Source organism: Flavobacterium sp. GSB-24 (genome assembly GCF_027924665.1).
GTDB lineage: Bacteria > Bacteroidota > Bacteroidia > Flavobacteriales > Flavobacteriaceae > Flavobacterium.
Map to the genome: position 1 here is coordinate 3,666,664 of NZ_AP027043.1, position 13,035 is coordinate 3,679,698.

The window sequence follows — 13,035 nt, forward strand, 5'->3', positions numbered from 1 at the left end:
GGTGGTGCAAAAAATTAAGAGTACAAATTACGTAAAAAGATTTAAAATTAGTGCAAAAATTCTGCTAATACTATAAGGTGTGAATGTTAAGAAATTTTCTCTTAAGTTTTTTACTCTTTGTCGTGAAGATTTGTAAAGTTTTTATACTAATTTTAGTTCTCTTTTTCCGTCTGCAAGTAATTCAATATTAATAGTTGAAGTTTCCTCTGGAAGAAGGTTTTCAATTTTTTCAGACCATTCAATAAAACACCAGTTTCCAGAGTACAAATAATCATCGACGCCCATATCAAGCGCTTCAGTTTCTTTATTTAATCTGTAAAAATCAAAATGATAAACAATTTGATTATTTGCTGCATTATATTCGTTAACCAAAGAAAATGTTGGGCTGCTGGTAGCGTCCTGAACACCTAAACTTTTGCATAATTGCTTTATTAGAGTGGTTTTTCCAACCCCCATTTCTCCATTAAAAAGAATGATTTTTTTAGGATTTGAGGCTAAAATCTGCTCTGCAACTTCTTGAATTTGATCTAATGAAAAAACGATATTCATTGTTATGTCTATTTATTTAGTCTCAGTCGCAGTTTTAAGTCTCAATTAGAAACTGAAAACTGAGACTGCGACTGAAAACTTTTTTATTTCGGGTTAAATACCAAAAACGGAATAATCATTTCTTCTAACGAAATTCCGCCATGCTGATATGTATTTTTGTAATAACTCACATAATGATTGTAGTTGTTTACATAAGCCAGAAAGAAATCATTTTTGGCAAAAATAAACGAACTGCTCATGTTTATAGCTGGTAAACCAATTGTTTTAGGTTCTTTTACTACATACACGTCTTTTTGTTCGTAGGTTAAACTACGACCAGTTTTGTAACGCAAATTTAGGCTTGTATTTTTATCTCCCACAACTTTCGACGGATTTTTTACATTAATTGTTCCGTGATCTGTGGTTAAGATTAATTTGAATCCTAAAACCTGTGCCTGCTGGATGATTTCTAATAAAGGAGAGTTTTTAAACCAACTTAGTGTTAATGAGCGGTATGCCTTATCATCTGAAGCTAATTCTTTTACTACTTCCATTTCTGTCTTAGCGTGCGAAAGCATATCTACGAAATTGTAAACAACAGTAACTAAGTCATTGCCTTTTAAAGCTTTGAAGTTCTCTGCAAGCTTTTTACCGCCAGCATAATTGGTAATTTTGAAATAATCTTCCTTAATATTTAAGCCTAATCTTTTCAATTGAGCCGATAAAAATTCAGCTTCGTAAAGATTTTTCCCTCCATCTTCAACGTCGTTTTTCCAATATTCAGGAAATTGTTTTTCCATATCCAAAGGCATTAAACCAGAGAAAATAGCATTTCTAGCATATTGAGTTGCTGTTGGAAGAATAGAAAAATAAGGAACCTCTTTTTCTAATTTGTAATAATTTGCAATTACAGTCTCAAAAGATTTCCATTGGTCGTAACGAAGGTTGTCGATTACAACAAATAAAACAGGTTTGTCTTTCTTTTTTAATTCTGGAACAACTAATTCTTTAAATAAAGTATGAGATTGAATAGGTTTGTCTGCTTTTGGAGCAAACCAATCTTCATAATTTCGTTCAATATATTTTCCGAATTGTGAATTGGCTTCAACTTTTTGAGATTCTAAAATTTCGATCATCGCCTGATCATTAATGTTTTCAAGCTCTAATTCCCAGAAAAGTAATTTTTTATACAATTCAACCCAGTCTTCATACGAATTCACCATTGCCAATTCCATTGCAATTTTTCTGAATTCCTTTTGATAATCCAAAGTTGTCTTTTCAGAGATCAGTCTTGAGTGATCTAGATTCTTTTTCAAACTCAATAAAATCTGGTTCGGATTTACAGGTTTTATCAAGTAGTCGGCGATTTTAGAACCTATGGCTTCTTCCATAATGTACTCTTCTTCGCTCTTTGTAATCATAATCATTGGTATGGCTGATTTTTTTTCTTTCATTTCAGAAAGCGTTTCTAAACCGCTCATTCCAGGCATATTTTCATCCAAAAAAACAATATCGAAATTATCTTCTTCAAACAATGCAATAGCATCAAGTCCGTTATTACAAGTTGTAACTTCGTAATTCTTTTTTTCTAGAAATAATATATGGGGCTTTAAAAGATCGATTTCATCATCGACCCAAAGTATTTTGATCTTATCCATAAAACAAATTTATTTTTACTGCAATTTAAAGTTATAGAACTTAAAAAGTATTAAAAATAGTATAAAATTATCAAAGATAAACAACGATTTTATGTTGATTTTTTACATTTTTAAATATAGTTGTCTGACAATCATTATAATTTTAATATTGATTTTTAAATAAAAAACTCCAAACTCTTTATTCTTATTTACTTATATTTGTTGACCAAAAAAATAACCCGATTGTGACTCAGATCAACAAATTAAAAATATTCAACGATCCTATCTATGGCTTTATTACGATTCCAAACGAGCTGATTTATGATTTAATCCAACATCCCTATTTTCAGCGTCTTCGTCGTATCTCTCAAATGGGATTGTCATATTTGGTGTATCCGGGAGCAAATCATACGCGTTTTCATCATGCGTTAGGATGCATGCATTTAATGCAGAAGGCAATTGATACACTTCGTTTTAAAGATGTTGTGATATCTGCAGAAGAAGAAAATGCCTTATTAATTGCTATTTTACTTCATGATATCGGACATGGGCCATTTTCTCATGCAATGGAAAGAAGTATTGTTGAAGATGTGCATCATGAAGCGATTTCATTATTATTTATGAATCAGCTAAATGAAGAGTTTGGCGGCAGATTGAGTTTGGCAATTCAGGTTTTTAAAGGAGAATATCATAGAAAATTCATGCTGCAATTGATTTCAAGTCAGTTGGATATGGATCGAATGGATTATCTAAAACGTGACAGTTTTTATACTGGAGTTGCAGAAGGAAATGTCAATTCTGAGCGATTGATTCAGATGATGAATGTTGAAAATGATGTTTTGGTTATTGAAGAAAAAGGAATTTATTCGGTAGAAAAATTCTTGCTTTCTAGAAGATTAATGTATTGGCAGGCTTATCTGCATAAAACGAGTTTAGTAGCCGAATTAATTTTAATGAAAACATTAAAGAGGGCTAAAGAGTTGACTTTGAAAGGAATTAACTTACCTTGCAGTGAACCGCTTTCATATTTTATGCATAATAAGGTTACTCTGGATGATTTTGATGCTGAAAAGTTAGATTTGTTTTCGCAGCTTGATGATTTTGATATCATTAGTGCGTTGAAAGCTTGGCAGAGACAAGATGATTTTGTGTTAAGTACATTAAGCAAGATGATCATTAATAGAGATTTATTGAAAATAAAGTTAAGTGCAGAAAAAATTTCAATGGAAGAATCCCAATCTTTGAAAGAACAATTTGCCAACTTGCACCATATTACACAATTAGAGGCTGGTTATTTTATTTTTAGAGGAAAAATTAAAAACCAAGCCTACAGTAAAGAAGCCGAACCTATTAGAATTTTGAAAAAAGATAAAACAATTGAGGATGTTGTTGAAGCTTCTGATCAGCTGAATTTGAAATCGTTATCTAAATTGGTAACAAAATATTATATCTGTTTCCCAAAACAACTTATCTAAAATTAACATTTAAAATCTATTTTTTATATTTTTGTCGCGATGAAATTTACAGCAGAACAAATAGCAGGAATTTTAGAAGGAGAAGTTGTTGGGAATCCCAATGCAGAAGTTTCTAAACTTTCTAAAATCGAAGAAGGCGAAGAAGGATCGCTTACTTTTTTGGCTAATCCAAAGTATATCAACTATATATATACAACAAAAGCGACAGTTACAATTGTTAACGACACTTTTGTTCCGGAGCAGGAAATTACGACTACACTAATAAAGGTAGAAGATGCTTATGCGGCGTTTTCTAAGCTTTTGCATTTCTATAATCAAGTAAAATTAAATAAAACAGGTATCGAACCTCAGTCCTTTATGTCTGAAGGAACTAAATATGGTGAAAACTTATATTTAGGAAGCTTTAGCTATGTAGGACAGAATGTGGTTTTAGGTAATAATGTAAAAATTTATCCGAACAGTTTTATTGGTGATAACGTTGTTATTGGTGACAATGTATTCATTTTCGCTGGAGCAAAAATTTACTCAGAAACAGTAATTGGTAATAATTGTACCATTCATTCTGGAACTATTATTGGTGCAGATGGTTTTGGTTTTGTACCAAATGAAGAAGGTATTTATAGTAAAGTACCTCAGATAGGAAACGTTATTATCGAAGATAATGTTGATATTGGTGCCAACACTACAATAGATAGAGCAACTCTTGGTTCTACAATAATTAGACAAGGAGTTAAACTAGACAATCAGATCCAGATCGCCCATAATGTTGAAATCGGTAAAAATACTGTAATTGCTGCTCAAAGTGGTGTTGCAGGTTCTACAAAGATTGGAGAAGGCTGTATGATTGGCGGGCAAGTTGGTATTGCTGGCCACTTAATTATAGGTAATAATGTGAGACTTCAGGCGCAGTCTGGAGTTGCAAGGAACATTAAAGATGATGAAACTCTGCAAGGAACACCATCTCTTGGATACACAGATTTTAATAAATCGTATGTTCATTTTAAGAATCTGCCTAAAATTGTGTCCGAAGTTGAAGAATTAAAGAAACAAATAATAAACCCAAAAAATGGAAATAATGGTTAAACAGAAGACCATCAAGAATGAAATTTCGCTAACAGGAGTTGGATTACATACTGGAAAAGAAGTTACAATGACTTTTAAACCTGCTCCCGTTAATAATGGTTTCACTTTTGTAAGAGTAGATTTGCAAGGTCAACCAGTTATTGAGGCTGATGCTAATTATGTTGTTAATACTCAAAGAGGTACAAATCTTGAAAAACTTGGAGTAAAAATTCAAACACCAGAGCACGTTTTAGCGGCAGTTGTTGGATGCGATTTGGATAATATTATTATTGAATTGAATGCCTCTGAACTTCCAATTATGGATGGTTCATCAAAATATTTTGTTGAAGCAATAGAAAAAGCAGGAATTGAAGAACAAGATGCAAGCCGTAATGTTTATGTTGTAAAAGAAGTTATCTCATTTACAGATGAAGCAACAGGAAGCGAAATTCTTGTTATGCCTAGCGATGAGTACCAAGTAACTACAATGGTAGATTTTGGTACAAAAGTTTTAGGAACTCAAAATGCTACACTTAAAAGTTTATCAGATTTTAAACAAGAAATTGCAAGTTCTAGAACTTTTAGTTTTTTACATGAATTAGAATCATTGTTAGAAAACGGACTTATTAAAGGAGGCGATTTAAATAACGCAATTGTTTACGTAGATAAAGAGATTTCTGAGTCTACAATGGAGAATTTAAAGAAAGCCTTTGGTAAGGATGAAATATCTGTAAAACCAAATGGAGTTTTAGATAACCTTACTTTACATTACCCAAATGAGGCAGCAAGACACAAACTGCTTGATGTTATTGGAGATTTATCTCTTATTGGCGTGCGTATTCAAGGAAAAATTATTGCTAATAAACCAGGTCACTTTGTAAATACTCAGTTTGCTAAAAAGCTGGCTAAAATTATCAAAATAGAACAAAGAAATCATGTTCCAACTTATGATTTGCATCAAGAACCATTGATGGATATTCATAAAATCATGTCGATGCTTCCTCACAGACCTCCATTTTTATTAATTGACAGAATTATAGAAATGTCTGATCGTCATGTGGTTGGATTGAAAAATGTTACTATGAACGAAAATTTCTTCGTAGGGCATTTTCCAGAAGCTCCAGTAATGCCAGGAGTTTTAATTGTTGAAGCAATGGCACAGACAGGTGGTATTTTGGTATTAAGCACCGTTCCGGATCCTGAGAATTATTTAACGTACTTCATGAAAATTGATAACGTTAAATTTAAGCACAAAGTGTTGCCGGGAGATACCTTAATTTTTAAATGTGAATTGATTTCTCCAATCAGAAGAGGGATTTGCCATATGCAGGCAAACGCTTATGCAAATGGTAAATTAGTAACTGAGGCAGAATTAATGGCACAAATAGCAAGAAAACAATAATAAATTATCAAATTTATTGTTTAGGTTTGTTGCCTGAAATTAGAATATTTTAATTAAAAATATAAAACATACAGATGAATCAACCATTAGCATATGTTCATCCTGGCGCGAAAATCGCTAAAAACGTTGTAATAGAGCCATTTACAACAATTCACAATAATGTTGTTATTGGTGATGGTACTTGGATTGGTTCAAATGTGACCATTATGGAAGGAGCTCGAATTGGTAAAAATTGCAATATTTTTCCAGGAGCTGTAATTTCTGCGGTGCCACAAGATTTAAAATTTGGAGGTGAAGATTCTCTTGCAATTATCGGAGATAATTGTACTATTAGAGAATGTGTAACTATAAATAGAGGAACAATTGCATCTGGTCAAACAGTACTTGGAAACAATTGTTTAGTAATGGCTTATGCGCATATTGCTCACGACTGCGAAATTGGAAATAATGCTATTATTGTTAATGGTGTTGCTTTAGCTGGTCACGTAGTTGTTGGTAATCATGCTGTTATTGGAGGTCTTGCAGCGATTCATCAATTTATTCATATTGGAGATCACGCAATGATTTCTGGTGGATCATTGGTTAGAAAAGACGTTCCGCCTTTTACAAAAGCAGCAAAAGAACCTTTGTCTTATGTTGGAATTAACTCGGTTGGTTTAAGAAGAAGAGGTTTTAGTACTGAAAAAATTAGAGAAATTCAGGAAATCTATAGAATTTTGTACCAAAAGAATTATAATACAACACAAGCTTTGAGTATTATTGAAGCTGAAATGGAAGCGACTCCTGAAAGAGATGAAATTCTTGATTTTATTAGAAATTCGTCTCGAGGAATTATGAAAGGTTATTCAGGTAACTATTAAAATAAAAAGTTTAATTGTTTATTTGTTTAATCGTTTAATCGAAAAAACAGTTAAACGGTTTAACGATTCAACAAAAAATAAATAAAATAAAAACAAATGGCATCTACATCAGATATTAGAAACGGATTGTGTATTAAATTTAATCACGATATCTATAAAATTATTGAATTTCTTCACGTAAAACCTGGAAAAGGTCCAGCTTTCGTAAGAACAAAACTTAAAAGTTTAACAACAGGAAAAGTATTAGATAATACATTTTCTGCAGGTCATAAAATCGAAGATGTTCGTGTAGAAACACATACATTTCAATTTTTATATGCTGAAGGAGATGAATTTCACTTTATGAATGCTGAAACTTTTGAGCAGATTTCATTAAACAAAAATATTTTAGATGCTCCTGGATTATTAAAAGAAGGAACAAATGTAATGGTTCAGATTAATACTGAAACTGATTTACCTTTGTCTGTTGATATGCCAACATCTGTAATTCTTGAAGTTACTTATGCTGAGCCAGGTGTAAAAGGTAATACTGCTACAAACGCAACTAAATCTGCAACAGTAGAAACAGGTGCAAACATCAACGTTCCTTTATTTATCAATGAAGGTGACAAAATTAAAATTGATACAGCTTCAGGTTCATACATGGAGCGTGTAAAAGAGTAGTTTTTTAATTAAGATAAATTTGACAATGAGTCAATTAGATAATTTATGAATCGACATAATTTTTGTATATTCATATTCTAATTGACTCATTTTCTAATTGACAAATTTTCTAATTATAATATATGAAATTTCCAAAGAGTCATTCTTTACAAGAAATTGCAAATTTGCTTAACTGCAAATTTATTGGCGACAAAGACTTTCAAGTTTTAGGCATGAACGAAATACATGTTGTAGAACCTGGTGATATAGTATTTGTTGACCATCCAAAATATTACGATAAAGCTTTGCAGTCGGCTGCTACAATTGTTTTGATAAATAAAGAAGTAGAATGTCCAGAAGGTAAAGCGCTTTTAATTTCTGATGATCCGTTTAGAGATTTTAATATTTTAACGAAACATTTTAAACCTTTTCAATTTGCAAATGTAGCAATAGCACCATCTGCAGAAATAGGAGAGGGAACTATAATTCAGCCCAATAGTTTTGTTGGCAACCATGTTAAAATTGGAAAAAACTGCCTAATTCACTCTAATGTTTCTATTTACGATCACACGATTATTGGTGATAACGTAATTATTCACGCAGGAACTATTTTAGGTGCTGATGCTTTTTATTACAAGAAACGCCCAGAAGGTTTTGACCAATTAGTTTCTGGCGGAAGAGTAGTTATTGAAGATAATGTTGGTATTGGTGCGCTTTGTACAATTGATAAAGGTGTTACAGGAGATACAACAATTGGAGCTGGAACAAAACTAGATAATCAAGTGCATGTTGGACATGATACTGTTATCGGAAAAAAATGTTTAATTGCCTCACAAACTGGTATTGCTGGTTGTGTTATTATTGAAGATGAAGTAACAATGTGGGGGCAAGTAGGAACCACTAGTGGTATTACAATTGGTACAAAAGCTGTAGTAATGGGTCAGACTGGTGTAACTAAATCAGTTGAAGGCGGAAAATCATACTTTGGTACTCCAATTGAAGAATCTAGAGAAAAATTGAAACAATTAGCCAATATCAAGAAGATTCCTGAAATTTTAAGTAAATTGAAGTAATATGTCTATTAAAGAATTTGTTCAGAAATTTTATAAGTCAGATGCCTTAATTGATAGCGAAATTTTAAAAACATATCTGCATCCTGATGTTATTCTTGAATGGAACAGCAGTAAAGGTTTCATTGAGATGGATTATAATTCGATACTAGAAATGGCCAATGAGCTTAGTCGTGCATATGTACGATCTAAAGTTAGAATTAGTCATATTATTAGTGAAGATGATTTAGTATCAGTACGTTATTCTCATTTTGTGAAAACTATAGAGAATCCGAGAGAAGAAATGCTTTTAGCACATTTTTCTACAATTTGGCAGATTAAAGATGATAAACTTTATAGAGGTTATCAAATGAGTCAATTTTCTTAATATTTTTTTGACAATAAAAGAGGCAAAATACATTACAAAACCTTATTTTTGCAACACAAATTTAAAAACTACATAAAATATATATCATGAGTGTTTTAGTTAATAAAGATTCCAAAATAATTGTTCAGGGATTTACAGGAAGCGAAGGAACTTTCCACGCTTCTCAAATGATTGAGTATGGTACTAATGTTGTTGGAGGTGTTACTCCAGGAAAAGGTGGTACCAGCCATTTAGACCGTCCAGTTTTTAATACAGTAAAAGACGCTGTTGATCAAGCTGGTGCTGATACTTCTATCATTTTTGTTCCGCCGGCTTTTGCTGCTGATGCAATTATGGAAGCTGCTGATGCTGGAATTAAAGTAATTATTGCTATTACAGAAGGAATTCCTGTAGCAGATATGATTAAAGCAAATAATTATGTTAAAGAAAGAAATTCAAGATTAATTGGTCCAAACTGCCCAGGTGTAATTACTCCAGGTGAAGCTAAAGTTGGTATTATGCCAGGTTTCGTTTTCAAAAAAGGAACTGTTGGTATTGTTTCTAAATCTGGAACTTTAACTTATGAAGCTGCTGACCAAGTTGTAAAACAAGGTTTAGGAATCACTACAGCAATTGGTATTGGTGGAGATCCAATTATTGGAACTACTACTAAAGAAGCTGTAGAATTATTAATGAACGATCCAGAAACTGAAGCAATCATTATGATTGGTGAAATTGGAGGTCAATTAGAAGCTGATGCTGCTAGATGGGTAAAAGCTGATGGTAACCGTAAACCAGTTATTGGATTTATCGCTGGAGAAACTGCTCCTGCTGGTAGAACAATGGGTCACGCAGGTGCTATTGTTGGTGGTTCTGATGATACTGCTGCTGCTAAAAAACAAATCATGAGAGACAACGGAATTCACGTTGTTGATTCGCCAGCTGAAATTGGTAAAAAAGTAAAAGAAGTACTTGGATAGTATCCAATCTCGATCCCGAAACTTCGGGACGCGATAAAATAATAAATTCCAAAAAAGTCTCAATATTTTGTTGAGACTTTTTTACATTTTAAAATACTGAGGTATAAATAGAAATAACTTAGCATCTTAGAACCTCAGTACCTTAGAAGCTTAAAAAAGAAATATGTATAAAGAATTAGAAAAATTTAAAGTAACTGATAGTTTTACTTTTACAATTGAAGATAGCTTAGAACAAGTTTGTAACGCTCCTGAAGGAAGTGCTGGAGTTTTTGTTGTGTATGCTGTTGAAGGAGATGCAAAAGAACTAATTATGGTTGGTTCAACAGGAACTGTTCAGAATGATGGAACTTTAAAAAGTAAAAATGGCGGACTATACGATAAAATCGTAAACGGTCATCAATTTGCAAAAACAGGAAGAAAATATTCTTGGCCTGCTCAAATGAAATTAGAAAACATTGAAGCTCTTGAAGTTGTTTGGTTTGAAACTTTTAATGCTGATGCAAAAGCAATTCCAACTGCTGTTGAAGGTCAAGTTTTGCAAAATTTCTTAGACGAAAATGCTAAATTACCAAGATGGAATGTAGCATTCTAAGATTTTTAGAATAGAATAAATTGCTCAAAGCCTTACTAAAAGTAGTAAGGCTTTTTTTATGGAATCAAACAAAAAGTGAGTTTTAAATTTTTGGCTAATTTTCAATTTTTAATAGCTCATTTTTGTAAGAGTAATTTAAATGGCTTCAAACGGCTACTCAGCCAAAAACTCAAGCGTGTGTTTTGGTTAATTAAAATTTAAATTACTGTAAATTTAAGATTAAGTAAAAAAAATACCGCAAATACTGATAAATTTAGAAAAAGCTTCTTTTTTTAGATAATTATTGGGTTTTAATTATTTGCTTTTCTATATTTATCACACAAAAACAAAAAATAATGTTAAAATTTGATTCTTTTTGTATGAATTAAATCATGATTTCAATGTAAAACTCTTGTTTAATTTATGTTAACTAAGGGCGTTTGTTCTAGGAGATTTTTATTTAAAGAATTGAAAATTTTAAAAACTTTAATCCTTGTATTAATTCGTTTTATTTTAAGAAAAATTACTCTTCTTAAATGATTTTGATTTTTACGCCTCAAAAGTTTTATGCAATATGAGCCACATTTTAAAAAACAAAGCGTTAGATGATTTTATTCTTTGGAATAATTTAAAAAATGGTGATGAAAGATCATTCTCTTTACTTTTTGAAAAATATTATAGAGATTTAATTGGTTATGGAAATTCTCTTTGTCCATTTGAAGAAAAAGTACAAGATTGTATTCAAGATGTTTTTGCTGATATTTGGCTTTATCGTAATTCATTGCAAGATAATGTAATAGTAAAAGCTTATCTGCTTTCTAGTGTTAGAAAGAGAATTGCGCGTTTGCACGAAAGAGATCATGTTTTTAGAAAAACAACTACTACAGATGTTTTAGAATTCCTTTTTGATTTTTCTATAGAAAATGATTTAGTAGAAGATGAAGTTACTGCTGAACGTGTTTTGCATTTAAATAAATTGCTTAACGATTTACCTGGCCGCCAAAAAGAAGCCTTATACCTTCGTTATCATCAAGGATTGAGTGTCGATCAAATCGCAGATCTACTGGATGTTAATTATCAATCTGCAAATAACTTACTGCATCGCGGGTTATTAAGTCTTCGTAAAGAATGGAAAGGAAGTATTCCGCTTCTAGTCCTTATATCCTCAGGGCTTTTTTAATTTTTTAACAGAAAATCAAAAAAAAATCTTAAATAGGTGAGTATATAATAAAAAAACTGTCCTCTATGTTTTTGTAACCTTAATAGTAAGATGCAAAAACGTAACAATTATACCGAAATAGAAGACTTCTTAGCTGATGAATCTTTTCAATTATGGATTTTATCTAAAGTTGATGAACAAGGCTGGGAAGAATGGACTTTAGAAAATCTCCAAAGAGCCAAACTTGTTGAAGATGCAAGGCTTTTGCTGCTGGCAATGAAAGTTCCAGATTCTAAATTATCTTCACATCAGGTCCATGAATCTTTACAGAAAACTTGGTTTAAAATTGAACAAAGAGAAGAACTTTCTCGAAATACTCTAAAAACTAGAAAACTTAAAATTCAGCGATACTGGTTTAGCGGTGTCGCAGCAGCAATTTTAGCAGGTATATTTTCTGTTTGGTTCTTTAAAGGTGATGTTTTGTCAAATGATAATGAAATCACTTATAAAGAATTAGTAGAAGAGAATAGCGAAGGTCTAGTAGAACAAACTAATAATACCGAAAAATCTCAAACCATTACTCTATCAGATGGAAGTTCGGTATTGCTACAACCAAATAGTAAATTAAGTTACCCTAAAATCTTTACCGGAAACGAAAGAAAGGTGTATTTATCCGGCGAAGGTTTCTTTGAAATTAGTAAAAATCCTAAAAAGCCTTTTTTTGTTTATGCTAACGAAATTGTGACTCGAGTTGTCGGTACAAGTTTTAGAATCAAGGCTTATCCAGATCAGCAAAATGTTGAAGTTCTAGTTCGCACCGGTAAAGTAAGGGTAAAATCAAATGACTTAGTTCACGCTCCTGAAAATCAAGAAATTGTTTTACTTCCTAATCAAGCAGTTCGTTTTGCTCGTAAAGACTTTGTTTTCAATAAGATTACAAATATTACTGCCGATCCAGTTTTAGTTAATAGTGCTACAAATATTGAACAGTTGAGTTTTGAGTTTACTGATATTCCAGTAGCTCAAATTTTAGAAACAATTGAACAGGCGTATTTAGTAGATATTGATTTTCCTCAAGATAAATTAAAAGACTGCCGTTTAACAACCTCGTTAAGTGATCAGCCGTTAGCCGAAAAGTTAAAAATTATTTGTAAAAGTATTGGCAATGATACTAACTACGAAATGAATGGAAACCAAATTTTGATTACTACTTCTGGCTGTAACTAGAAGGTTGAAATTCAATTAATAATATAGATGAAAAAACCAAAATAAACTGATTGTCGAAACTAAAAAAAATCTTTAA

The 13,035-nt window shown here is 31.8% G+C and carries 13 protein-coding genes; 11 read left to right on the forward strand and 2 right to left on the reverse strand.

Going from position 1 to position 13,035, the window contains the following annotated elements:
- Positions 1 to 141 precede the first annotated feature (141 nt).
- Positions 142 to 549: a tRNA (adenosine(37)-N6)-threonylcarbamoyltransferase complex ATPase subunit type 1 TsaE gene (tsaE, locus tag QMG60_RS15875; protein ID WP_057118035.1), complete on the reverse strand. Its 408-nt coding sequence runs from the start codon at positions 547 to 549 to the stop codon at positions 142 to 144.
- 83 nt (positions 550 to 632) lie between these two features.
- On the reverse strand, positions 633 to 2,186 hold the full coding sequence (locus QMG60_RS15880; protein WP_057118034.1) for a bifunctional response regulator/alkaline phosphatase family protein: 1,554 nt from the start codon (positions 2,184 to 2,186) through the stop codon (positions 633 to 635).
- Between the two features lie 224 nt (positions 2,187 to 2,410).
- Between QMG60_RS15880 and QMG60_RS15885 the strand changes: the two genes are divergently transcribed.
- The 11 genes from QMG60_RS15885 (at position 2,411) to QMG60_RS15935 (ending at position 12,959) form a co-directional block, all read left to right on the forward strand.
- The gene (locus tag QMG60_RS15885) at positions 2,411 to 3,640 is read left to right on the forward strand and encodes an HD domain-containing protein (protein ID WP_057118033.1); all 1,230 of its coding nucleotides are present in this window, start codon (positions 2,411 to 2,413) and stop codon (positions 3,638 to 3,640) included.
- A gap of 39 nt (positions 3,641 to 3,679) precedes the next feature.
- The gene (gene lpxD / locus QMG60_RS15890; RefSeq protein WP_057118032.1) at positions 3,680 to 4,723 is read left to right on the forward strand and encodes a UDP-3-O-(3-hydroxymyristoyl)glucosamine N-acyltransferase; all 1,044 of its coding nucleotides are present in this window, start codon (positions 3,680 to 3,682) and stop codon (positions 4,721 to 4,723) included.
- The gene (locus QMG60_RS15895; protein WP_057119781.1) at positions 4,716 to 6,104 is read left to right on the forward strand and encodes a bifunctional UDP-3-O-[3-hydroxymyristoyl] N-acetylglucosamine deacetylase/3-hydroxyacyl-ACP dehydratase; all 1,389 of its coding nucleotides are present in this window, start codon (positions 4,716 to 4,718) and stop codon (positions 6,102 to 6,104) included. The genes lpxD and QMG60_RS15895 overlap by 8 nt, the downstream gene beginning before the upstream one ends.
- A gap of 74 nt (positions 6,105 to 6,178) precedes the next feature.
- Entirely contained in the window at positions 6,179 to 6,964 is a 786-nt protein-coding gene (gene lpxA, locus QMG60_RS15900; protein WP_281865613.1) for an acyl-ACP--UDP-N-acetylglucosamine O-acyltransferase, read from the forward strand.
- Between the two features lie 96 nt (positions 6,965 to 7,060).
- Complete coding sequence (gene efp, locus QMG60_RS15905) at positions 7,061 to 7,627, forward strand: elongation factor P (protein WP_057118030.1); 567 nt, start codon at positions 7,061 to 7,063, stop codon at positions 7,625 to 7,627.
- 122 nt (positions 7,628 to 7,749) lie between these two features.
- Positions 7,750 to 8,679: a UDP-3-O-(3-hydroxymyristoyl)glucosamine N-acyltransferase gene (locus QMG60_RS15910; protein ID WP_281865614.1), complete on the forward strand. Its 930-nt coding sequence runs from the start codon at positions 7,750 to 7,752 to the stop codon at positions 8,677 to 8,679.
- A gap of 1 nt (position 8,680) precedes the next feature.
- The gene (locus QMG60_RS15915) at positions 8,681 to 9,043 is read left to right on the forward strand and encodes a nuclear transport factor 2 family protein (RefSeq protein WP_057118028.1); all 363 of its coding nucleotides are present in this window, start codon (positions 8,681 to 8,683) and stop codon (positions 9,041 to 9,043) included.
- A gap of 86 nt (positions 9,044 to 9,129) precedes the next feature.
- Complete coding sequence (gene sucD / locus QMG60_RS15920) at positions 9,130 to 10,002, forward strand: succinate--CoA ligase subunit alpha (RefSeq protein WP_057118027.1); 873 nt, start codon at positions 9,130 to 9,132, stop codon at positions 10,000 to 10,002.
- A 163-nt stretch (positions 10,003 to 10,165) separates the two neighbouring features.
- Entirely contained in the window at positions 10,166 to 10,594 is a 429-nt protein-coding gene (locus tag QMG60_RS15925; protein WP_281865615.1) for a hypothetical protein, read from the forward strand.
- 553 nt (positions 10,595 to 11,147) lie between these two features.
- Entirely contained in the window at positions 11,148 to 11,753 is a 606-nt protein-coding gene (locus QMG60_RS15930) for a sigma-70 family RNA polymerase sigma factor (protein ID WP_057118025.1), read from the forward strand.
- 90 nt (positions 11,754 to 11,843) lie between these two features.
- Positions 11,844 to 12,959, forward strand: coding sequence for a FecR family protein (locus tag QMG60_RS15935; RefSeq protein ID WP_281865616.1), 1,116 nt, complete (start codon positions 11,844 to 11,846; stop codon positions 12,957 to 12,959).
- Positions 12,960 to 13,035 lie beyond the last annotated feature (76 nt).